Source organism: Allostreptomyces psammosilenae (genome assembly GCF_013407765.1).
GTDB lineage: Bacteria > Actinomycetota > Actinomycetes > Streptomycetales > Streptomycetaceae > Allostreptomyces > Allostreptomyces psammosilenae.
On sequence record NZ_JACBZD010000001.1, the window covers coordinates 2,970,177 to 2,991,678 of the forward strand.

The window sequence follows — 21,502 nt, forward strand, 5'->3', positions numbered from 1 at the left end:
TCACCAGGCGCCGGTACCGTCGCCGTCGTGTCCGTCATCGAAACCCAAGACCTCACCATGAGGTACCCGCGGGTGACCGCTCTGGACCGGCTCACCCTCGGCATCGAGCCGGGGGTGTGCGGGCTGGTCGGCGCCAACGGCGCGGGAAAGTCCACGCTCATCAAGATCCTGCTCGGCCTCGCCCCCGCGACCTCCGGCAGCGCCTCCGTGCTCGGCCTCGACGTGCGCACCCAGGGGGCGGAGATCCGCTCCCGCGTCGGCTACATGCCCGAACACGACTGCCTGCCGCCGGACGTCTCGGCCACCGAGTTCGTCGTGCACATGGCCCGGATGGCCGGCCTGCCCCCCTCCGCGGCCCGCGAACGCACCGCCGACACGCTGCGCCACGTCGGCCTCTACGAGGAGCGCTACCGGCCCATCGGCGGCTACTCCACCGGCATGAAGCAGCGCGTCAAGCTGGCCCAGGCGCTCGTGCACGACCCGCAGCTGGTGCTGCTCGACGAGCCCACCAACGGCCTCGACCCGGTCGGCCGCGACGACATGCTCGGCCTGATCCGCCGCGTCCGCACCGACTTCGGCATCAACGTCCTGGTCACCTCCCACCTCCTCGGCGAGCTGGAACGCACCTGCGACCACATCGTCGTCGTCGACGGCGGACGGCTGCTGCGCTCCTCCTCCACGGCCGAGTTCACCCAGACCGACCTCGTCCTGGTGGTGGAGGTCACCGACCGCCCCGTCCCCGCCCAGACCACCCCCGGCACCCCGCTGCCCACCGGCGCCGAGGAACTCGTCACCGAGCTGACCACCGCCGGCGTCCCCGGCGTGGCGCGCGACGGGCGGATCGTGCGCGTGGACCTGGCCGGCGACGAGACCTACGACGCCGTCCGCGACGCCGTCGACCGGCTCGGCCTCGGGCTGGTGCGCCTCCAGCAGCACCGCCACCACATCGACGAGGTGTTCCGCGACAACGGCCAGCAGGCGGCCCACCCCCGGAAGGAGGACGCGGATGCCCACGCGTGACACGGCGCCCGGCCCCGGCCCGCACGGCCCGGCCCTCCCCGGCCAGGCAACCAGCCCCGCCCAGGCCCACGCGGGCGCCCCCGCCCAGACCGGCGCCCCCGCCCAGACCCCGTCCGGCGTCATCCACGACATCGGCTACCGCCACTACGAGGGCCCCCGGCTCGGCCGCGGCTACCTGCTGCGCTCGCTCTACCTGCAGTCCGTGCTGGGCTGCTTCGGCATCGGGCGCTCCGCCCGCTCCAAGATCATGCCGATGCTGCTGCTCGCCATCATGGTGCTGCCGGCCGGCGTCATGGTCGCCGTGGCCGTCACCATCGGCCTCGACGACCTGCCCGTCGAGTACACCGCCTACCCGCAGATCATGCAGCTGGTGATCTCCGTCTTCGTCGCCTCCCAGGCACCCCAGCTGGTCTCCCGCGACCTGCGCTTCCGCACCATGTCGCTGTACTTCTCCCGGCCCCTGGAACGCGCCGACTACGTCCTCGCCAAGTACGCCGCCATGGCCACCGCCCTGCTCGTGCTGAACGGCCTGCCGCTGCTCGTCCTCTGGCTCGGCGCGCTCCTCGCGGAGCTCGACTTCGCCGACCAGACCACCGGCTTCCTCCAGGGCCTGGTCACCGTCGTGCTGCTCTCCCTGCTGCTCACCGGCCTCGCCCTGCTGATCGCCTCCGTCACCCCGCGCCGCGGTTTCGGCGTCGCCGCGATCATCGCCGTGCTGATGATCAGCTACGCCGGCGTCGGCATCGCCCAGGGCGCCGCAGAGGCCCTGGGCGCCACCAGCCTCACCGGCTGGATGGGCCTGTTCTCCCCCTTCACCCTGGTCGACGGCGTGGCGGTGTGGCTGTTCGACGCCAGCCCCACCTCGCTCGCCGGCCCCGACGGAGCGCTCGCCGGAGCCGTCTTCGGCCTGGTCACCCTGGCCGGCTGTGCGCTCGGCTACCTCCTGCTCCACGCGCGCTACCGGAGGGTCTCCATCTCATGACCACGATCAACGTCGCGCGGGTCTCCCGCTGGTTCGGCAACGTGGTGGCCGTCAACGACGTCTCGATGAGCGTCGGCCCCGGCATCACCGGCCTGCTCGGCCCCAACGGCGCCGGAAAGTCCACCCTCATCCACATGATGGCCGGCTTCCTCGGCCCCTCCAGCGGCACCCTCACCCTGGACGACGTGCCGGTGTGGCGCAACGAGCGCGTCTACTCCGCCATCGGCCTGGTGCCCGAGCGGGAGTCGATGTACGACTTCCTCACCGGCTGGCAGTTCGTGCTCGCCAACGCCGAACTCCACGGCCTGCCCGACCCCGGCGCCGCCGCCCGCCGCGCCATCGCCGCCGTGGAGATGGAGTACGCCCAGGAACGCGCCATCAGCACCTACTCCAAGGGCATGCGGCAGCGCGTCAAGATGGCCTCCGCGCTCGTCCACGACCCGGCCGTGCTGCTGCTCGACGAACCGTTCAACGGCATGGACCCCCGGCAGCGCATGCAGCTGATGGAACTGCTGCGCCGCATGGGCGCCGAGGGACGGACCGTGCTGTTCAGCTCGCACATCCTGGAGGAGGTCGAGCAGCTCGCCCACCACATCGAGGTGATCGTCGCCGGCCGGCACGCCGCCTCCGGCGACTTCCGCGAGATCCGCCGGCTGATGACCGACCGGCCCCACCTGTACACGCTGCGCTCCAGCGACGACCGGGCCCTGGCCGCCGCGCTGATCGCCGACGCCAGCACCGCCGGCCTGGAGGTCGACATCCGGGAGGGCGTGCTGCGGGTGCAGGCCGTGGACTTCGCCCGGTTCACCGAGCTGCTGCCCAAGGCCGCCCGGCGTGCCGGCATCCGGCTGTACGAGGTGTCGCCGACCGACGAGTCCCTGGAGAGCGTCTTCTCCTACCTGGTGGCGTCATGACCGGGCGCCCGAGGCGGACGAACACGCGTCACGAACGGTCGAAGAACTCTGAACGATGCGCGGGGTTGATGTCATGAGCAACACCTACGATCGGCCCGCGTCCGGGGCCACCCCGGCGCCGGCGCCCGCTCCGGCCCCGGCGGCGCTGACCGAACTGCCGCCCCGCCGGCCGGTCCAGCTGTTCCACCCCACCGTGGCCCGGCTGACCTGGCGCGGCATCCTCGGCCGCCGCCGCGGCGCGCTGCTGTTCGTGCTGCCGGTGGTGCTCCTCGGCCTGGCCACCGTCATCCGGCTCGCCGCCGGCGTGGACCACAGCCTCACCAACAGCCTGCTGGGCTCCTTCGCCCTGGCCACCATCGTGCCGCTGCTCTCCCTGCTCGCCGGCACCGGGGCGATCGGCACCGAGATCGACGACGGCTCCATCGTCTACCTGCTGGCCAAGCCGGTGCGGCGGCCGACCGTCGTGCTCACCAAGCTGTGGGTGTCCATCGCCTGCACCACCCTCTTCGGCGCCCTGCCGATCACCGTGGCCGGCCTGATCATGTCCGGCGCGGAACGCGGCCTCGCCATCGGCTACGGCGTCGGGGCGTTCGCCGCCGGCGTCACCTACAGCGCGGTGTTCCTGCTGCTGGGCGTGGTCTCCCGCAACGCGGTGGTGATCGGCCTGCTCTACGCGCTGGTGTGGGAGTCGCTGGTCGGCAGCCTGGTGGACGGCGCCAAGACGCTCAGCGTCCAGCAGTGGGGCCTCAGCGTGGCCGCCGACCTGGCCGACCCGGGCGCGATCGGGGCGGACGTCTCCATCAACACCGCCATCATCCTGCTGCTGGTGGTCACCGGCGCTGCCACCTGGTTCGCCGCGCACCGGCTGCGGTCGATCAGCCTCACCGGGGAGGAGTGAGCCGGCGGGCGACGGGCGCGTCGCCGTCGGCAGCCCGGCGGGCGAGGGGCCCGGCGACACGGAGGTGATCCGCGAGGATCCGCCTCCATGCCGCCGGGCCCTCGCCCGTGCGCCGGGTGCGCGTGCGCCGGGTGCGCGTGCGCCGGGTGCGCGTGTACCGGGTGCCCGTGTACCGGGGGCGCGTGTACCGGGGCGTGGCCCGCCCCTCAGCCCGGCACGACCTCGGCGCGGACGAAGCGGCTCCGCCCCGCGCCCAGCCCCACCACGGCCTCGGCCACCGCGAGCAGCGCCAGCACGGCCAGTGGAACCGTCCAGCCGTCCGTGACCTGGTGCAGCAGGCCGGCGGCGATCGGGCCGGCCGCGGCCACCGTGTAGCCGACCGTCTGCATCATCCCGGACAGCTGCCCCGCCACCACCGCGTCCCGGCTGCGCATGACCACGAACGTCAGGGCCAGCGACACGCCGGCGCCCTGCCCCAGGCCCAGCACACCCGCCCACGCCCAGGCGGCCATCCCGTGCGGCGCCAGCAGCAGACCGAGGATGCCGGCCGTCGTCAGGACGCCCACCAGCAGGGCGAGCGGGCGGTGCGTGCCCGGACGGGCCGCCACCATCGGCACCAGCAGCGAGGTGACGATGGACGTCAGGCTGTTGAAGCTGAGGACGAGGGCCGCCTCGCCGGCCGCCATCCCGTTGTCCACCAGGATCGTCGGCACCCAGGCCATCAGGGTGTAGAAGAGCAGCGACTGCAGCCCCATGAACGCCGCCACCTGCCAGGCCAGCGGGCAGCGCCACAGCCCCCGCACCCGGCGACGTCCACCGACCGGCCCCTCGGGCCGGCGTGCCCGCCGCGCCCGCAGCACCTGCGGGAGCCACACCGCCGCGGCCACCACCGCCGGCGCCGCCCAGAAGGCCAGCGAGCCGTTCCAGCCGCCGAGCGGTCCGGTCAGCGGCACCGCGATCGCCGCGGCGACCGTGGCGCCGCCCACCATGGTGGCCGTGTACACCCCGGTCATCGGCCCCGCCCGGTGGGCGAAGTCCCGCTTGACCACCACCGGCATCAGCACGTTCAGCACCGCCACGCCCATGCCCACCAGCAGGCAGCCGGCGAACAGCGCGGCCTCGGCGGGCAGCGCGCGCAGCGCCGCGGCCACCACCAGCAGCCCGAGCGCTGCCAGCAGCACCGCCTCGGTGCCCCAGCGACGGGCGAGCACCGGCGCGAGCGGCGAGACCAGGCCGAGCATCAGCACGGGGAGGGCGGTCAGCAGCGAGGCGGCCGTGGAGGAGAGCCCGAACGCGTCGGTGATCTCCCCGACCAGCGGCGACAGCCCGGTCAGCGAGCCGCGCATGTTGAGCGCCAGCAGCAGGATGCCGGCCAGCAGCAGCGCGGTGCCGCGCCGTCCGGCGCGGGTGGGTGGGGTGGCTGGGGTGGTCGCGCTCCGCGGGGAACTGGATGCCATATGCATGGATTCGGTGGTGGGGGTGGGAGTGGGGTTCGGGGGCATGGTGGGGTTCCTCGGGGCGGGTGGAGCGGGCGGGTGTCCGGGCGTGGCGGTGTTCGGCTGGTTGGTCGGGGCGGTCCGGCTGGAAGGGGCAGGGCCGGGCTCCTCCCCGTCCCCGTCTGCGTCAGCCGTTCCTGGCGAGGTCCCCGTCCGGCTGCGGCGCGCCGCCCAGCGAATCCTCACTGAGCGCGGCGGCGGCGCGGAGCGGCTCGCAGAGCATGCGGCGCACCGCCCGTCCGGCGGCCTCCTCGTCCCCGCGGTCGATGGCGTGCAGCAGCTCGTCGTGCTGCTCGGCGGTCACGTCGGGCATCCGCCGGTCGCCCAGCGCGTCGCGGATCGCCTCCACCACGCGGGGCCGGAAGAAGCGGTAGAGCTCGGTGAGCGTGGGGTTGTGTGCGGCCTCCACGACGGCGGTGTGGAAGTCCACGTCACGTTCGACGAACTCCGCCTCCACGTCCGTCGGCACGGGGCCGTGCCGCTCCCGGTCCGCGTGCGGCCGTACGGCGTTCGCGCGGTCCAGCGCCGCCCGCATCCTGGCGATGTCGTCGGGGGTGCGGCGGCGCGCGGCGAGTCGGGCGGCCTCGGCCTCCAGCGCGAAGCGGATCTCCAGGACGTTCCGCACCCCGGCGCCGGCCACGCTGCGGACGAAGGCCGACGGGTCGGTCAGGGAGGTCACGAAGGTGCCCTCGCCCTGGCGCGTCTCCAGCATGCCGGCGTGGACCAGCACGCGGACGGCTTCGCGCACCGTGTTCCGGCCGACCTGGAGCGCGGTGGCGAGCTCGTGCTCGGTGGGGAGCCGATCGCCGATCCGCCATGTGCCGGCCGCCAACTGCTCGCGGAGTTGGTCGATCGCCATGTCCACGAGCGAGCGCCGGCTCGCCGCCTGGAGCGCTGCCATCGCTCTCCTCCTCGCTACGTTCGCCACCGACCACACAAAAGTCCGGTCATCCTACAACTAGCCCGCGAGGAGATGACGTGGCATGCCCACCTCCAGAGTTATCCACAGGCTGAGAGAAGGGCTGTGGCGCTGGATGCCCCACGTGAGAACGTGGAGATCACGGAGATCCGGCCGGGTCTCCCCCAGGTCCTCGGGCGAGTTCCCCCCGAGGGAAGAAGGCTGCCGTGTTCGCGCGCCGGCGGCCCCTGGGTTCGGCTCCCAACGCGGGCGGTCGTCCGCGTGTGTGATGGGCGCCGCAGTGGGGTGGGTGGGCCGTCGCTAAGGAACTCCGGTCTGGTGGTTCGTTCAACCGGCCGGTCGATCAGCGGCGTGAGACGGAGGAGGGATCGTCAGGTGGGGCCGGTGCCCGTCGGGATGCTCTGAGGGCTGTTGGGAGGGTTGGCGGCCGCCGGGCTGGGGTCGATGAGGGTTGGGATGGCCAGGGGAACTGGCCGGAAGGGTTAGCGGCCGCCAGGAGGGGATCGCCCCTGCAGGGAAGGTCAAGGACCGCCAGGATTATCAGGAGGGGGTGGCGGCCGCCAGGCGCGGATCGGTGCCTCTCCAGGTGATCAGGCGCTGCCGGGGCGATCAAGGGCCAGGGCGGGATGGGGCGCACGGGCGGCAGGGCAGGCGGGGGCAGGGGGAGGGGCAAAGGGACAAAGGGGGGAAGGGGGAGGGGCAAAGGGACAAAGGGGGGAAGGGGGAGGGGGCGAAAGATCCTGTGCGGCCGCGGCCCGGTCGGGCCGCGGCCGCACAAAAAGAGATGGGCGCACGAGAAAGCAAAAGAAGGCGGCCACACAACAAAAGAACTCAGGCAGAAGCGCGACCCCGGAGGGCCGCCGAAGGGTGGCCATGCCCTTCGGACGGTCACGGTCGGACAGCAGCCTGAGTGGCCGCCCCCCGAGGCGGCCGCCCCGAGGCGGCCGCCCTCGAGGCATGCCGCCCTCCAAGGCGGCCACCCCGCCAACGGTGGCTACGCCACGACCCTGCCCTCCGGCGTCCAGTCGGCCGGGCGGCCGAGCCATGCCGCCAGCCGTCCGTAGGCGTCCGCGCCGTCGGGGGCGGTCAGGACCGGGCCGAAGGGCACCCCCTCGCCACGCTGGTCCCCGGGAGCCATCCGGCGCGCCACCGCGAGCGCGTACTCCCCCAGTTCCTCGTCCAGACCCTCGCCGCGGCCGAGCGCCCGGGCGAGGTCCCAGCCGTGCGCCACGGCGTCCATCGTGGCGGCGGCCAGCACCTCCCGCCCGGACAGGTCCGCCCAGCCCATCGCGTACCGCGTCTCCAGCCGGGCGTCGTCCAGCCAGGCCGCCACCAGCCCGTCGCGCGCCTTCGCGTAGGCCTCGGCCCAGCCGTCGTCGGGCACCTGGAGCGGCTGCTCGAAGACCCCCTCGGTCACCCGGCCGTCCTCGCCGATCCGGGCGAAGCCCTGCGTCGTGGCGACCACGTGGTCCAGCAGGTCGCGGATGGTGAACTCCTCGCAGGGGGTGGGGGCGTCGAGCAGTTCGGGCCGCACGGAAGCGATCAGCGCGGTCATCTGGTCGGCGGCGCGTTCGTAGGTGGGGCGCGGGTCGGGGACCTGGTTCACGGGACTCTCCGTTCGTCTCGGTTCGCCCGCAGCCTGCCGCCATAACCAGACACCCGCCGTCATGTTTTCGCGGGATCGTTGGGGCGTGAAATCCGATCGCCTGCTCTCGATACTGCTGCTCCTGCAGACTCGCGGCCGCGTCTCGGCCGGCGAACTGGCCGAGCGCCTGGAGGTGTCGCCCCGCACGATCTACCGGGACGTCGAGTCGCTGTCGGCGGCCGGCGTTCCGGTGTACGCGGAGCGCGGCAGGCACGGCGGCATCGCCCTGCTGCCCGGTTTCCGCACGGACGTCACCGGCCTGACGACGGACGAGGCCCGGGCGCTGTTCGTGCTGGCCGCGCAGGGCGCGCACTCCGCGCTGGGCCTGGAGGGCGCGCTCGGGTCCGCGTTGCGCAAGGTGATGGCGGCGCTGCCGGCCCCGCACCGCCCCGTGGCGGAGCTGACCAGCCGGCGCATCCTCGTCGACCCGGATCGCTGGATGACGCCCCCGCGCCCCGCGGTCGACCTGGACGTGCTGCACACCGCCGTGTTCACCGACCGCCGGCTGCGCGTCCGCTACCGCCACGGCGGCGACACCCGGGTGCGCCGCTACACGGTGGATCCCTACGGCCTCGTCTCCAAGGGCGGCACCTGGTACCTGGTTGCGGACCGGGACGGCGTGCCGCGGCTGTTCCGGGCGGACCGGGTGGTCGCGGCGACGGTCACCGACGCGCCGGTGCGGCGCCGGGCCGGGGTGGACCTGGCGGAGGTGTGGCAGGCGTTGCGGCGCGAGGTGGAGGAGCGCCCGGCGGCCGTGCGGGTGCGGGTCCGGGTGCGCCGGTCGCGGTGGGACATGTTCCTGCGGATCGTCGGTGCGCTGCTCGTCGAGCCGCCCGTGACCGGGCCCTCGGCTCCGGACGGACGGGGGTGGGATCAGGGGGACCAAGGGGACGCGGCGGATCCGGGGGAGGAGTGGGTGACGGCGGAGGTGGGCTACCCGGTGCTCGCGGCGGTCTGTCACCTGCTCCAGTTCGGGCCTGACGTCGAGGTGGTCGAGCCGCCGGAGGCGAGGCGGCGGTTGGCCGAGGCCGCGGCGTCCGTCCTCGCCCTCTACGCCGACGGGCCGGGCGGATCCGACGGCTGACCGTGACGCCCCACCGCCTCGGGCGCCGTGGAAACCCCGCGGTATGTCCACGCCCTCCCGGCCCGGCGAGCCTGCCGGCCGAGCGGGGTACGGACGTGGTCCGGACGCCCGCCCACCCGGAGCGACGTGCCGACCCGCCCGACCCGCCCCGCAGCCCGTCCGGCCGAATCGGACGCCCGGCTACCCGGCCGGCGGGGCCGGCGACTGCGACTCCGTCGCCGACTCCGATCCTGACGACTCCAACCCCGCCGACCCCGCCGACCCCGACCGGCCCTGCCGTCCGGCGGCCGACTCGACGAGCCGGGCCACGCCGTCGAGCACCCGGCGCAGGCCGAACTCCAGGCCGTCGTCCTCCGCCCCGAAGGCGCCCGCGCGCCAGATGGCGGTCAGCGCGGGGAACCGGCTGGGGGTGATGAAGCGCTCCAGCATCGGGCCGCGCTCGGCCCACCACTCCATCTCGTCGACGCCCTCCCGGCTCGCGGTCTGCTGCATGTCCACGGAGATCTGGGCCGCGCCCCGGACGTAGCCGTCGATCAGCACGACGACCTGGAGCATCTCGCTCTCGGTGAGCCCGATGCCGGAGACCGCGCGCAGCGCGGCGTCCAGGCGCGCCGTCTCGTGGGGGCCGGTCAGCTCCTGGGACCACGAGGCGGTGAGGGCCCACGGGTGCCGGTGGTACATCTCCCAGCTCTCCCGCGCGTAGTGCTCCAGCGCGGCGCGCCATCCGCTGGTGGCGGCGTCGAGGACGGGCGCGGTCTGGCCGGTGACCTTGTCCCGCATGGCCGCGACCAGGTCGGCCTTGCCGGGGACGTAGGTGTAGAGGGACATGGTGCCGACGCCGAGCCGTTCGGCGACCCGCCGCATGGACAGGCCGGCCAGTCCTTCGGCGTCCGCGATCTCGATGCCCGCGTCCACGATCCGGTCCACGGTCAGCCCCGGGCGGGGGCCCCGGGTGGGTTCCTCGCGGGCCCGCCACAGCAGTGCCATGGTCCGCGCCGGGTCTCTGCGTTCGTTCTTCTCCGCTGCCATGTGATCCAGCTCACCATCCGATCGGGAATCCGTACGGCGTACGGTACGCTGTACGGAGAGCTTTCGTACGACGTACGTAGTTTAGGGAGGAGGCGCGTGCGGACCCCAGGACACGCGATCGTCGCCGAGGGGCTGGTCAAGCGCTACGGCGCGGGCACCGGCCTGGACGGCTTCGACCTGACCGTCCCGAGCGGCACGGTGCGCGGCCTGCTCGGCCCCAACGGGGCCGGCAAGACCACCGCCGTCCGCATCCTGACCACCCTGACCCGCTTCGACGCCGGCCGGGCAGAGGTCGCCGGATACGACGTCGCCCGCCGGCCCGACGGGGTGCGCCGCCGGATCGGCCTCGTCGGGCAGCACGCCGCCGTCGACGAGATCCTCAGCGGCCGGCAGAACCTTGAGATGTTCGGACGGCTCCACCACCTCGGCGCCGCCGGCGCCCGCCGCCGCGCGGACGAGCTGCTGGAGCGCTTCCGGCTGCGGGACGCCGGGAACAGGCCGGTGGGCCGGTACTCCGGCGGCATGCGCCGCCGGCTGGACCTGGCCGCCAGCATGATCGTGGCCCCGCCCGTGCTCTTCCTCGACGAGCCCACCACCGGCCTCGACCCGCGCAGTCGGAACGAGGTGTGGGAGGCCGTGCGCTCGCTGGTCGACGACGGAACCAGCGTGCTGCTCACCACCCAGTACCTGGAGGAGGCCGACCGGCTCGCCGACCGCATCTCGGTGCTCGCCGCCTCGGAGGGACGGGGCGGCCGGGTGATCGCCGAGGGGAGCCCCAACGAGCTGAAGTCCAGGCTCGGCGGCGACCGGATCGACGTGGTGGTGCGCGAGGCCGCCGAACTGCCGCTGGCCGCCAGGGTGCTGGAGCGGGTGGCGGACGCGCGGGCCGAGGTCGACCCGGACGACCGGCGGGTCGGGGTGCCGGTGCGCGACCGGGTGAGCGCCCTCACCGAGGTCGTGCGCGCGCTCGACGGCGCCGGAATCGCGGCCGAGGACATCGTGCTGCGCCGGCCCACGCTGGACGAGGTGTTCCTCCACCTCACCGGCGAGCGGCCCGGGCAGGACGGTAACGGCCCCAAAAACGGGAACGGTCCGACGACCGGAAAGGCGGTGGCGGCATGAGTGTCACGGCTCCGCCCGGCCCCCGCACGCCGCTGGAGCGGCTGCGGTGGGCCGCCGTCGACGGCTGGACGATCACCCGCCGGGACCTGGTGCACTGGACCCGCCAGCCCGGCCTGATCGTCGTCGGCCTGCTCTTCCCGGTGATGATGGTGCTGATGTTCGGCTACCTCTTCGGTGGCGGGATGATGGTGCCGGGAGTCCCCGGGGCGGGCGGTGACGGCTACCGCGAGTTCCTGATGCCCGGCATGTTCGCGATGACCATGCTGTTCGGCGTCGAGACCACGATGCTGGCGGTCACCACGGACGCCGCCCGGGGGGTCACCGACCGCTTCCGCTCCATGCCGATCGCTCCTTCGGCGGTGGTCGTGGGGCGTAGCGTGGCCGACATGCTCAACTCGGCGCTCGGCCTGGCCGTGATGCTGCTCTGCGGACTGGCGGTCGGGTGGCGTGCCGGTGGTGGCGTCGGGCCGACGCTGTTGGCCGTGGGGCTGCTGTTGCTGCTGCGGTTCGCGTTGCTGTGGGTGGGCGTCTGGCTGGGGCTGGTCTTCCAGAGCACGGGGGCGGTCACGGCGGTTCAGATCCTGGTGTGGCCGCTGGGTTTCCTCTCCAACGCCTTCGTGGCCCCGGGCACCATGCCGGGGTGGCTGGGGGCGATCGCGGAGTGGAACCCGCTGTCGGCGACCGCCTCGGCGACGCGGGAGCTCTTCCAGAACCCCGGGTGGGGCGGGGAGACCTGGATCGCGGAGAACGCGTTGCCGATGGCGGTGGTCTGGCCGCTGCTCATCATCGCGGTCTTCTTCCCGCTGTCGGTGCGGCGCTACCGGCGGCTGGGACGCTGAGGCCGGGGCATGCCGCGCAGGGCCGTCGCCGCACGGCCCTGCGTGGCGCGACCGGCGGTCGCGCGAGAACGAACGGGATCGGAGCGGAAACAGGCGGTATGACGCGCATTTCTGAAGCACAGGCGGCGGCACTCCTGCGGTGTGCCGCCGTGTTCGAGGCCGGTGATCCGCCGCGCGGTGGTCACATCGCGTTCTGGGCCCCGGACGGGAGCGACCTTCCCGGAGACGTCGGCGAACCGGGTGACCTGCCCGTCGTCCTGCCGGCCCCGAACGCGGGAGACGTCTCGAACGCCGGAAACATCTCGATCGCCGGAGACGCCCCGGGCGGCGTGGACGCGGCGGGAACGGGGGACGGCGAGGACGCGGCGGAGGCTGCGGGCGGCGTGGTGGAGCGTGTGGTGCCCGCCGTCCGGCTGACCGTCGCCGAGGCCGTCCCGGTGCTCAGCCGCGCCCGGCGCGCACCGGCGGCGCACCCGGCGTGCGCGTTCTGGGGCGCCGCCGTGGTGGTGGCGTTGCAGCTGGTCGCCCGCGGGCGGATGCTGCCGGGAGTGACGCCCGAGGGGTACGACGCCTGGCGGGTGGGCCCGCTGGACGCCGCGGACGTCGAGCGGATCCGCACCCTGGCCGCTGCCATGCCCCCCGAGGCCCGGGCCGTGCCGCTGCCCGCCTCGGCCACCCCGGCACCGGCCGGGCGGCAGCTGCTGCTTCCCGAGGCGGAACCCCTCCTTCGCGGCTTCCTCGACGCCGTGGCCGACGGCATGCCCCGCACGCCCGCCGCCGCCCGCGCCACCGGCGCCCCCGCGTTCGCCGCTCCCGCCCCGCGACGCGTGCCCGAGCTGCGCGGGTGGGCGCAGGAGATCTCCGCCGGCGTCGACTCCGGGGTGCGGATATCGCTGCGCCTGGAGATGGTCGGCGGCCTCGCCACGGACCGGGACGGCGCCTTCCGGGCCGTCGTGCAGGTGCACAGCCTGGCCGACCCCACCCTGGTCGCCGACGCCGCCGACCTGTGGGGCGCCCCCGGCCGGCACTTCGGCGAACGCGCCCGGATCGACGCCATGCTGGCCGTGCGGAGGGCCGCCCGCGCGTGGAGCGCGCTGGAACCGCTGCTGCACTCCGCCGTCCCGGACGCCGTCGAACTCGCCGACGAGGACGTCCGCGCCCTCCTCGGCGCCGCCACGGCACGGCTGGCGGCGGCCGGTGTCGACGTGCACTGGCCCAAGGACCTGGTCACCGAGCTGACCGCGCGGGCCGTCGTGGGCGCCGGTACCGAGGCGCCCCCTTCGGACCTTCCCTCCTTCTTCGGTGGCGGGCGGGCGCTGCGCCTGGACTGGCAGCTGGCCCTGGGGGGCGAGCCGCTCACCCCGGCCGAGATGGACCGCCTGGCGGAGGCGCACCGGCCGGTGGTCCGGCTGCGTGACCAGTGGGTGCTGGTCGATCCCGAGCTCGCCCGCAAGGCGCGGGAGCGCGAGCTGAAGCCGCTGACCGCCATCGACGCGTTGGGCGCCGCGCTCACCGGGACGGCCGAGGTGGACGGCGAGCGGGTGGAGGTGGCCGCCGGCGGATGGCTCGACGCGCTGCGACGGCGCATCGCCCAGCCCGACGGCCACGGCGACGGCGACCGGGGCGGCGACGGCGTCGGTGCGTCCGCCGACGGCGCGGAACCGCTGCGGCAGCCCGAGGGCCTTGCCGCCACCCTGCGCGACTACCAGGTGCGCGGGCTGCGCTGGCTGGACCGGATGACCTCGCTCGGCCTCGGTGGCTGCCTCGCCGACGACATGGGCCTGGGCAAGACCATCACGCTGATCGCCCTGCACCTGCACCGGCAGGCCCCGACGGCCGACGGCACCGCCCCGGGAACGGCCGGCCCCACCCTGGTGGTCTGCCCCGCCTCCCTGCTCGGCAACTGGGAACGGGAGATCCGCCGGTTCGCCCCCGGAACGCCCGTGCGGCGCTTCCACGCCGGCGCCCGCTCGCTGGACGGCCTCGCCGCCGCGCCGGACGCCGCCGCGCCGGACGCCGCCGCGCCGGACGCCTCCGCCGAAGACGGGGAGGCGGCGTCCGGCGGGTTCGTGCTCACCACCTACGGCACCATGCGGCTGGACGTGGACCGCCTCGCGACCGTCGACTGGGGCCTGGTCGTGGCCGACGAGGCGCAGCACGTGAAGAACCCGCGGTCGGCGACGGCCCGGGCGCTGCGTCGGCTCCCCGCCCGTGCCCGGGTGGCGCTGACCGGCACGCCCGTCGAGAACAACCTCTCCGAGCTGTGGGCGATCCTCGACTGGACCACCCCCGGCCTGCTCGGCACGCTCTCCGCCTTCCGCACCCGGTGGGCCGGCCCCATCGAGGCGGCCGGCCGCGTCACGCCGACCGGGGGCGGCCGGGCGGCCACCGGCACCGCGCCGAACCAGGCGGCGGGAAGCGCGACGGCGACCGCGGCGGGAACCGCGACCGCCGAGCGGTTCGCCCGTCTCATCCGGCCCTTCCTGCTGCGCCGCCGCAAGTCCGACCCGGGCATCGCGCCCGAGCTGCCACCCAAGACCGAGACCGACCGGCCCGTCGCCCTGACCCGGGAACAGGCCGGCCTGTACGAGGCGGTGGTGCGGGAGATCATGGCGGAGATCGAGGCGAGTTCGGGCATGGAGCGGCGCGGGCAGATCGTCCGGCTGCTCACCGCCCTGAAGCAGATCTGCAACCACCCCGCGCAGTACCTGGCCGAGGGGCGCGACGCCCGGCTCGCCGGCCGCTCCGGCAAGCTGGAGCTGCTCGACGAACTGGTGGGCACGATCCTCGCGGAGGACGGCGCGGTGCTGGTGTTCACCCAGTACGTGGCCATGGCGCGGCTGATCGAGCGGCACCTGGCCGAGCGCGGCGTGCCCACCCAACTGCTGCACGGCGGCACGCCCGTCGCCCGCCGGGACGCGATGGTGCGGCGTTTCCAGGACGGCGAGGTGCCGGTGTTCCTGCTGTCGCTGAAGGCGGCCGGCACCGGCCTGAACCTCACCCGCGCCGACCACGTCGTCCACTACGACCGCTGGTGGAACCCGGCGGTGGAGGACCAGGCCACCGACCGCGCCTACCGCATCGGGCAGACCCGGCCGGTCCAGGTGCACCGGCTGATCGCCGAGGGCACGATCGAGGACCGCGTCGCGGCCATGCTGCGGGCCAAGCGGGAGCTGGCGGACGCCGTGCTCTCCTCCGGGGAGGCGGCACTGACCGAACTGTCCGACGCCGAGCTGGCGGAGCTGGTCGAGCTGAGGAGCGGACGATGAACGCACGCGGGGGTGGCGGCGACCGGACGGGGCGCCGCCGGGGGCGTGACGGCGCCGAGGAGGCCCGGGGGTTCCCGGCCTTCCCGCCGCAGCGCAGGGGGCGCCGGTTCGCCCGCACGTGGTGGGGCGACGCCTGGATCCGGGCGATGGAGGAGACCTCGCTGGACGCGGAGCGGCTGGCCCGGGGCCGCCGGTACGCGAAGGCCGGGCACGTCGGGACGATCACCATCAGCCCGGGGCGCATCGCGGCGCCGGTCCACGGGAGCGGCGACGAGCCGTACCAGACCGTGGTGTTCGTGGAGCGGCTGACCGAGGCCGAGTGGGGACGGCTGCTGGACCAGGTGGCGTCCGAGGCCGGGCACATCGCGGCGCTGCTCGATCGCGACATGCCGCGCGACCTGGTCGAGGCGGCGGAGGACGCCGGTGTTCGGCTGCTGCCCGACGTGGGCGACCTGGAGCCGGAGTGCGACTGCCCGGACTGGGGATACCCCTGCAAGCACGCGGCGGCGCTGAGCTACCAGGTGTCGTGGCTGCTGGACGAGGATCCGTTTCTGCTGCTGCTGATGCGGGGGAAGGGGGAGGCGGAGCTGCTGGACGAGCTCCAGCAGCGGAACGCGCGCCAGGCGGCCCTGGAGGCGCCCGCCGGGCCCGCCGCCCCGACCGCCGCCCCGACCGGTGCCACGGGCAGCACCGCGGCCGGCACCGCCACGCCGGTTGGGGCCACGCCGGTTGGGGCCACGTCCGGTGGGGCCGCGCCCTGCGGGGCGACGGCGCCGCACCCGGAGGGCCTCACGTGGGACGAGGCGGCGAGCGCCCAGCCGGCGCCGACGGGCGTGCCGGCGCACCTGGCGTACGGCCGGCCGGTGCCGCCGCTGCCGGAACCACCGCCGCTGCCCGACCCGGACCCCGGCACCGCCCCCACGGCACCTGGCGGCGCCGCCGCCCACGCCCCGCATGCCACGTCCAGCCCGCTGCTGGACGTGGCCCCGGTGCCCGGGGCGCCCGCGCCGGAGGCGCTCGCCCTGCTGGTGGCGGACGCGGCCGTGCGGGCCCGGGCGCTGCTCACCGCGCCGGAACCGCCGGAGGAGCTGGACGTGTGGCAGGACACGGTGCGGTTCGCCGCGACGCATCCGGACGCGTCGCTGCTGACCCGGCTCGCCGGTGCGGCGGGCGTCCGCCCGCCGGCGCTGGAGCGTGCCGCCGCGGCCTGGCGCCAGGGCGGCCCGGCGGGCCTGGACGCGTTGGAGAGGGCCTGGAGCCCGCCGAGGCCGGAGTTCGCGCGGGCGCGTGCCGCCCTGTCGGGCGCCTGGGCGGGGGAGGAGGAGGCGCTGCCCGAGCTGGGCGTCTGGCGGAACCGGTGGACGGTGGCGGAGCGCGGCGTGCAGCTGCGCCTGGGGCGGGACGGGCGCTGGTATCCGTACCGAGCCCGGACCGCCGGTGACTGGTGGCCGGCCGGGCCGCCGGAGCGTGACCCGGCCGTGGCACTGGCCGACCTGCTCGCCTGAACCCCGGGAGCCGGGGCGCCGGTCACCGTTGTCCACAGGCGTTTTTCCCCTCTGGCGCGAACGCCCCGACTGGGGCTACCCCTGGAGACAAGGGGGCGCTTGGGTTGTCCACAGCCGGAGATTGCCCCCTTGCGGAAACGCCCGCTGCCACCCCTGGAGTGTGGGGGTGGCGTGGGCGTGGGGTGAGGCGGGTGTGGGGTGAGGCGGGTGTGGGGTGAGGCAGGTTTGGGGTGTGGGGTGGGGTGGCCGGCGTGGTTGTCCACAGGCGGTTTTCTCCCCTGGTGTGGGCGCGCGGCGTGGGCTATCCCTGGTGACATGGGGGCGCTTGGGTTGTCCACAGGCGACGGATGACCCCTTGCGGAAACGCCCGGCGGCATGGCAGGCGCGCCCCTGCCCTACCCCGTCACCGCCCTACCCCGGCCCCCGCCCGCCCCCGGAAGCCCCGCCCGTCAGAAGGCCCTCAGAAGCGGCCCGTGGGAGGCCCAACCCGTCAGCAGCGCCCCCGGAAGCCCGCCCCCGAAAGCCCCACCCACCATCAGCAGCGCCTCCTCCGAAAGCCCTCCGGAGCCTTGCCCCCCGGCAGCCCCCGGACCCCCATCAGCGGAACTGCTCGGCGTTCTCCGCCGCCCAGTCCGTCAGGGTCCGGGCCGGGCGTCCCAGGAGGCGCTCGATGACCGGCTCGGGCCGGTCCGGGTGGTCCACCGAGTGGGCCAGGTAGCCGAACACCATGTCGATGACGTCGGCGGGCACGAACGGCAGCATGGCCTCCCGCGCCTGCTCCGGGGTCACCTCCTCGAACCGGAGCTCCCGGCCGATGCCCTCCCCGATCGCGCGCACCTGCTCGGCCTGGTCGAGCGCCCGCGGCCCCAGCAGGGTGTACGCCCGGCCGGCGTGGCCGTCCTCCAGCAGCGCGGCCACCGCCACCTCGGCGATGTCCGCGGGGTGGACGAGCGCCTGCGCGGCCCTCGCGTAAGGGCCGCGGACCACGCCTTCGGCCTGGATGGAGGGGGCCCACCACAGCACGTTGGAGGTGAAGCCGCCGGGCCGCAGGTGTGTCCACTCCACGTTCCCGGCCTCCACCGCCTCCTCCACCGCCCGGTGGTAGGCGGAGGCCTCCCGGTTGGTGGCCAGGCGCAGCTCCACGGACTGGGAGGAGAGCGTCACGATGCGCCGCACCCCGGCCTCCTCGGCCAGCTCCACGAACGTCCGCGCCCCGTCGGCGACGGGGAAGAGGTAGGCCCGGTCCACACCGTCCAGGGCGGGCCCCAGCGCCGCGGGCTGGGTGAGGTCGCCGCGCACCACCTCGACGCCGTCCGGCAGCCCGGCCGTCTCCGGGGTACGGGTCAGCGCCCGCACCCGCTCGCCGGCCGCCAGCAGCCGGTCCACCACGGTGCGCCCGACGCTGCCGGTCGCACCCGTCACCAGGATCGTCATGGTCTTCCCCGTTCCGCTCGGCGGGAGCGCTCCTCCACGGAGCAGCACTCAAACTTGAGTAGGCGTCCGAGTATCACCGCCGGCGCGGCGGCCGTCAAACTCCTTCTGGACGCCCGGACGCGGTGATCCGGGGGATCTGTGGTTCTCCACAGCAACCGGACGGTGGCCTACCGCGTGGAAGTGGGTGGGGGACCGCATGGCGGACGTCCTCCCGGGATCCGTAGCGTCTGCCTTATGCATCGACGGAGGTATGGATGAATTCGGCGGCGCTGTGGCTGACGAGCGCGAGCGGAGCGGCCGGCACCGAGCCCGGCGGCGACCACCAACCGGTCGGCGGGATCGCCGGCTGGGCGACGGACATGATGGAGACCCTCGGCGCGCCCGGCGCCGGCCTGGCGATCGCCCTGGAGAACCTCTTCCCCCCACTGCCCAGTGAGGTGATCCTGCCGCTGGCCGGCTTCACCGCCAGCCAGGGGCAGATGGGGCTGGTGGCGGCTCTGGTGTGGACGACGATCGGTTCGGTCGTCGGCGCCCTGGCGCTGTACTGGGTGGGCGCGGCGCTGGGCCGGGACCGCATACGGGCGATCGCCGACCGGATGCCGCTGGTGAAGCTGGAGGACGTCGACCGGACGGAGGCGTGGTTCGCGCGTCACGGCACCAAGGCGGTGTTGCTCGGGCGGATGATCCCGATCTTCCGCAGTCTGATCTCCATCCCGGCCGGCATCGAGCGGATGCCCCTCCTCCGCTTCCTGGTCCTGACGACCATCGGCAGCGGCATCTGGAACACCGTCCTGGTGATGGCCGGCTACCTGCTCGGCGAGAGCTGGTACCGGGTGGAGGAGTACGTCGGGGTGCTCTCCCGGGTGGTGCTGGTCGCGGTGGTGGTCGCCGTCGTGTTCTTCGTGGTGACGCGGTTCACCAGCAACCGCCGCGGTCGGCACCGCGCGAACAGCCACTGAGGACTGCCGGGCCTGCGGGCCGGTCGGCCGGCACTTCGCCGGCCGGCCGTCCCGTCCTGGGGGCGGCACGTACCCGGAGGCTGACCGTCCCGACGACCCGACGCCGCCCCAGGGCGGGAAAAGTCAACGCGGGTGCTCCGACCGTCCCGAACTCGGCCGGAGCACCCGCGTGCGGTTCAACGAGCGTCCGGGCTCCAGGACACGCCGAACAGCCGCTCCAGCACCAGGGCGATGCCGTCCTCGTTGTTCGAGGCGGTGACCTCGTCCGCCGCCGCGCGCAGTTCGGCGTGGGCGTTGCCCATGGCCACGCCGTGGCCGGCCCAGGCGAACATCGGCACGTCGTTCGGCATGTCGCCGAAGGCGATGGTGTGCTCCGGGGCGATGCCCAGCAGCTCGGCGGCCATCGCCAGACCGACGGCCTTGGACATCCCCGGCGGCAGCAGCTCGACGATCCCCGGCCCGGCGTGGGTCACCCCGACGAGGTCGCCGACGACCTCCCGGGCGGCCTCGGCCAGCGCGTCGTCGTCCAGCTCGGCGTGCTGGACGTAGAGCTTGATCACCGGGGTGGCCCACAGCTCCTCGGGGTTCCGCATGTGCACCACCGGGAGCAGCGCCCGCAGCCGGTAGCCCGGTCCGACCACGACCTCGCCGGCGATCCCGTCCCGGCTGGCGGCCACGGCCAGCGGGCCGACCTCCGCCTCCAGCTTGGACAGCGCCAGGGCGCCGAGCCGGCGGTCCAGCGTCACCGAGGAGAGCAGTTCGTGCCGGCCGGCGTGGTAGACCTGCGAGCCCTGGCCGCACACCGCCAGCCCGTCGTAGCCGAGGTCGTCCAGGACGATCTTGGCCCAGGGCGCGCCGCGGCCGGTCACCACGATGTGCGCCGCCCCGAGTGCCGTCACCTCCGCCAGCGCCCGCCGGGTGCGCGGCGAGATGGTGTCGTCGTCGCGCAGCAGCGTGCCGTCGAGGTCGGTGGCGACGAGCCGGTACGGCGGCTCGGCGGGGCGGCGGTCGGTGGTCATGCGCGCGCCCGCGCGCTCTCCACCGGCTCCAGGGTCTCCCGCCCGCCGAGGTAGGGCCGCAGCGCCTTGGGCACGACCACCGAGCCGTCGTCCTGCTGGTGGTTCTCCAGGAGCGCCACGATGGTCCGCGGCACCGCGCAGAGCGTGCCGTTGAGCGTGGCCAGCGGGCGGGTGCCGTTCTCGTCCCGCATCCGCACCGACAGCCGGCGGGCCTGGAACTCGGTGGTGTTGGAGGTGGAGGTGAGCTCGCGGTACTTGCCCTGGGTCGGGATCCACGCCTCGATGTCGAACTTGCGGGCCGCCGAGGCGCCGAGGTCGCCGGAGGCCACGTCGATCACCCGGTAGGGCAGCTCCAGCTGGTCCATGAACTGCTTCTCCCAGGCCAGCAGCCGCTGGTGCTCGGCGGCGGCGTCCTCCGGCGTGGTGAAGCAGAACATCTCCACCTTGTCGAACTGGTGGACGCGGATGATGCCGCGGGTGTCCTTGCCGTGCGAGCCGGCCTCGCGGCGGAAGCACGGCGAGAAGCCGGCGTAGCGCAGCGGCAGCCGCTCGGCGTCGATGATCTCGTCCATGTGGTAGCCGCCGAGGGCCACCTCGGAGGTGCCGACCAGGTAGAAGTCGCTGTCCTCCACCCGGAAGACGTCGGCCGCGGCCTGGCCGAGGAAGCCGGTGCCCTCCATGGCGGCCGGCTTGACCAGCGCCGGGGTGATCATCGGGGTGAATCCGGCCGCGGTGGCCTGCGCCACGGCGAGGTTCACCAGGGCCAGCTCCAGCAGGGCGCCGACTCCGGTGAGGAAGTAGAAGCGGGAGCCGGAGACCTTGGCGGCCCGGTCCAGGTCGATGGCGCCGAGCAGCCGGCCCAGCTCCACGTGGTCGCGGGGGGTGAAGCCCTCGGCGGCGAAGTCGCGCGGGGTGCCGACCTCCTCCAGCGTGACGAAGTCCTCCTCGCCCCCGAGCGGGACGTCCGGCTCGATCACGTTGGACAGCGCGAGCAGCAGGCGCTGCGCCTCCTCGGCGGCCTGGTGCTGCTCGGCGTCGGCGGCCTTGACCGCCGCGGCCAGCTCCTGGGCGCGGGCCAGCAGGGCGGCCTTCTCCTCGCCGGCGGCCTTGGGGATCTTCTTGCCGAGCGCCTTCTGCTCGGCGCGCAGCTCGTCGAAGCGGGAGCTGGACGACCTGCGCCGCTCGTCGGCGGAGAGCAGGGCGTCGACCAGGTCGACGTCCTCACCACGGGCGCGCTGCGAGGCGCGCACTCGGTCGGGGTCCTCACGGAGCAGGCGAAGGTCAATCACGGGAAAAGCCTACCGGTGGGGTGCAAGCGTCCTTCCCCTCCGGGGCGCGGCACGCCGCCCGCGCGGGGCGGGGTCTAAT

General features: G+C 74.5%; 17 protein-coding genes. 10 read left to right on the forward strand and 7 right to left on the reverse strand.

Going from position 1 to position 21,502, the window contains the following annotated elements:
- Positions 1-57 precede the first annotated feature (57 nt).
- The 4 genes from FHU37_RS12100 to FHU37_RS12115 all read left to right on the forward strand — a co-directional run bounded on the left by FHU37_RS12100 (position 58) and on the right by FHU37_RS12115 (position 3,814).
- Positions 58-1,020: an ABC transporter ATP-binding protein gene (locus FHU37_RS12100; RefSeq protein WP_179816214.1), complete on the forward strand. Its 963-nt coding sequence runs from the start codon at positions 58-60 to the stop codon at positions 1,018-1,020.
- Positions 1,007-2,002, forward strand: coding sequence for an ABC transporter permease subunit (locus FHU37_RS12105; RefSeq protein WP_179814199.1), 996 nt, complete (start codon positions 1,007-1,009; stop codon positions 2,000-2,002). The genes FHU37_RS12100 and FHU37_RS12105 overlap by 14 nt, the downstream gene beginning before the upstream one ends.
- Positions 1,999-2,916: an ABC transporter ATP-binding protein gene (locus FHU37_RS12110; RefSeq protein ID WP_179814200.1), complete on the forward strand. Its 918-nt coding sequence runs from the start codon at positions 1,999-2,001 to the stop codon at positions 2,914-2,916. Before FHU37_RS12105 ends, FHU37_RS12110 begins: the two co-directional genes overlap by 4 nt.
- A 178-nt stretch (positions 2,917-3,094) precedes the next feature.
- A complete protein-coding gene (locus tag FHU37_RS12115; RefSeq protein ID WP_179816215.1) occupies positions 3,095-3,814 on the forward strand; it encodes an ABC transporter permease in 720 nt (239 codons plus the stop codon).
- A 206-nt stretch (positions 3,815-4,020) separates the two neighbouring features.
- Here FHU37_RS12115 and FHU37_RS12120 read toward each other — a convergent pair whose 3' ends face one another.
- From FHU37_RS12120 to FHU37_RS12130, 3 genes are all read right to left on the reverse strand, one after another.
- Complete coding sequence (locus FHU37_RS12120; protein WP_179814201.1) at positions 4,021-5,271, reverse strand: CynX/NimT family MFS transporter; 1,251 nt, start codon at positions 5,269-5,271, stop codon at positions 4,021-4,023.
- Between the two features lie 166 nt (positions 5,272-5,437).
- Positions 5,438-6,211: a FadR/GntR family transcriptional regulator gene (locus tag FHU37_RS12125; RefSeq protein WP_179814202.1), complete on the reverse strand. Its 774-nt coding sequence runs from the start codon at positions 6,209-6,211 to the stop codon at positions 5,438-5,440.
- A 1,012-nt stretch (positions 6,212-7,223) separates the two neighbouring features.
- A complete protein-coding gene (locus tag FHU37_RS12130) occupies positions 7,224-7,835 on the reverse strand; it encodes a TIGR03086 family metal-binding protein (protein ID WP_312892570.1) in 612 nt (203 codons plus the stop codon).
- Positions 7,836-7,920: 85 nt separating this feature from the next.
- On the opposite strand from FHU37_RS12130, the gene FHU37_RS12135 reads away from it, so the two are divergent.
- Positions 7,921-8,958, forward strand: a complete 1,038-nt coding sequence (locus tag FHU37_RS12135; RefSeq protein WP_179814204.1) for a helix-turn-helix transcriptional regulator — start codon at positions 7,921-7,923, stop codon at positions 8,956-8,958.
- Between the two features lie 180 nt (positions 8,959-9,138).
- On the opposite strand, the gene FHU37_RS12140 is transcribed toward FHU37_RS12135, so the two are convergent.
- Positions 9,139-9,987 carry a TetR/AcrR family transcriptional regulator gene (locus tag FHU37_RS12140; protein ID WP_179814205.1) on the reverse strand — a complete coding sequence of 283 codons (849 nt, stop codon included), beginning with the start codon at positions 9,985-9,987 and terminating at the stop codon, positions 9,139-9,141.
- A 96-nt stretch (positions 9,988-10,083) separates the two neighbouring features.
- Here FHU37_RS12140 and FHU37_RS12145 point away from each other — a divergent pair, with 96 nt between their 5' ends.
- The 4 genes from FHU37_RS12145 to FHU37_RS12160 all read left to right on the forward strand — a co-directional run bounded on the left by FHU37_RS12145 (position 10,084) and on the right by FHU37_RS12160 (position 16,722).
- Complete coding sequence (locus FHU37_RS12145) at positions 10,084-11,109, forward strand: ATP-binding cassette domain-containing protein (RefSeq protein WP_179814206.1); 1,026 nt, start codon at positions 10,084-10,086, stop codon at positions 11,107-11,109.
- A complete protein-coding gene (locus FHU37_RS12150; RefSeq protein WP_179814207.1) occupies positions 11,106-11,948 on the forward strand; it encodes an ABC transporter permease in 843 nt (280 codons plus the stop codon). Before FHU37_RS12145 ends, FHU37_RS12150 begins: the two co-directional genes overlap by 4 nt.
- Before the next feature lie 98 nt (positions 11,949-12,046).
- The gene (locus FHU37_RS12155) at positions 12,047-15,217 is read left to right on the forward strand and encodes a DEAD/DEAH box helicase (protein ID WP_179814208.1); all 3,171 of its coding nucleotides are present in this window, start codon (positions 12,047-12,049) and stop codon (positions 15,215-15,217) included.
- Complete coding sequence (locus FHU37_RS12160) at positions 15,214-16,722, forward strand: SWIM zinc finger family protein (protein ID WP_179814209.1); 1,509 nt, start codon at positions 15,214-15,216, stop codon at positions 16,720-16,722. Before FHU37_RS12155 ends, FHU37_RS12160 begins: the two co-directional genes overlap by 4 nt.
- 597 nt (positions 16,723-17,319) lie before the next feature.
- Here FHU37_RS12160 and FHU37_RS12165 read toward each other — a convergent pair.
- The gene (locus FHU37_RS12165; protein ID WP_179814210.1) at positions 17,320-18,156 is read right to left on the reverse strand and encodes an NAD(P)H-binding protein; all 837 of its coding nucleotides are present in this window, start codon (positions 18,154-18,156) and stop codon (positions 17,320-17,322) included.
- Positions 18,157-18,410: 254 nt separating this feature from the next.
- Here FHU37_RS12165 and FHU37_RS12170 point away from each other — a divergent pair, with 254 nt between their 5' ends.
- Complete coding sequence (locus FHU37_RS12170) at positions 18,411-19,115, forward strand: DedA family protein (RefSeq protein WP_179814211.1); 705 nt, start codon at positions 18,411-18,413, stop codon at positions 19,113-19,115.
- 176 nt (positions 19,116-19,291) lie between these two features.
- Here FHU37_RS12170 and FHU37_RS12175 read toward each other — a convergent pair whose 3' ends face one another.
- Together FHU37_RS12175 and serS are read right to left on the reverse strand one after the other, a co-directional pair.
- Entirely contained in the window at positions 19,292-20,134 is an 843-nt protein-coding gene (locus tag FHU37_RS12175) for an HAD family hydrolase (protein ID WP_179814212.1), read from the reverse strand.
- Positions 20,131-21,423, reverse strand: coding sequence for a serine--tRNA ligase (serS, locus tag FHU37_RS12180; protein WP_179814213.1), 1,293 nt, complete (start codon positions 21,421-21,423; stop codon positions 20,131-20,133). The genes FHU37_RS12175 and serS overlap by 4 nt, the downstream gene beginning before the upstream one ends.
- Between the last annotated feature and the right edge of the window lie 79 nt (positions 21,424-21,502).

What these genes read in the sequence shown, in the direction of transcription:
- FHU37_RS12170 (WP_179814211.1), top strand. Translation starts at nt 18,411, where the DNA reads ATGAATTCGGCGGCGCTGTGGCTGACGAGCGCGAGCGGAGCGGCCGGC.
- FHU37_RS12125 (WP_179814202.1), bottom strand. Translation starts at nt 6,211, where the DNA reads ATGGCAGCGCTCCAGGCGGCGAGCCGGCGCTCGCTCGTGGACATGGCG.
- FHU37_RS12165 (WP_179814210.1), bottom strand. Translation starts at nt 18,156, where the DNA reads ATGACGATCCTGGTGACGGGTGCGACCGGCAGCGTCGGGCGCACCGTG.
- FHU37_RS12150 (WP_179814207.1), top strand. Translation starts at nt 11,106, where the DNA reads ATGAGTGTCACGGCTCCGCCCGGCCCCCGCACGCCGCTGGAGCGGCTG.
- FHU37_RS12105 (WP_179814199.1), top strand. Translation starts at nt 1,007, where the DNA reads ATGCCCACGCGTGACACGGCGCCCGGCCCCGGCCCGCACGGCCCGGCC.
- FHU37_RS12155 (WP_179814208.1), top strand. Translation starts at nt 12,047, where the DNA reads ATGACGCGCATTTCTGAAGCACAGGCGGCGGCACTCCTGCGGTGTGCC.
- FHU37_RS12110 (WP_179814200.1), top strand. Translation starts at nt 1,999, where the DNA reads ATGACCACGATCAACGTCGCGCGGGTCTCCCGCTGGTTCGGCAACGTG.
- FHU37_RS12140 (WP_179814205.1), bottom strand. Translation starts at nt 9,987, where the DNA reads ATGGCAGCGGAGAAGAACGAACGCAGAGACCCGGCGCGGACCATGGCA.
- FHU37_RS12120 (WP_179814201.1), bottom strand. Translation starts at nt 5,271, where the DNA reads ATGGCATCCAGTTCCCCGCGGAGCGCGACCACCCCAGCCACCCCACCC.
- FHU37_RS12100 (WP_179816214.1), top strand. Translation starts at nt 58, where the DNA reads ATGAGGTACCCGCGGGTGACCGCTCTGGACCGGCTCACCCTCGGCATC.
- FHU37_RS12160 (WP_179814209.1), top strand. Translation starts at nt 15,214, where the DNA reads ATGAACGCACGCGGGGGTGGCGGCGACCGGACGGGGCGCCGCCGGGGG.
- FHU37_RS12175 (WP_179814212.1), bottom strand. Translation starts at nt 20,134, where the DNA reads ATGACCACCGACCGCCGCCCCGCCGAGCCGCCGTACCGGCTCGTCGCC.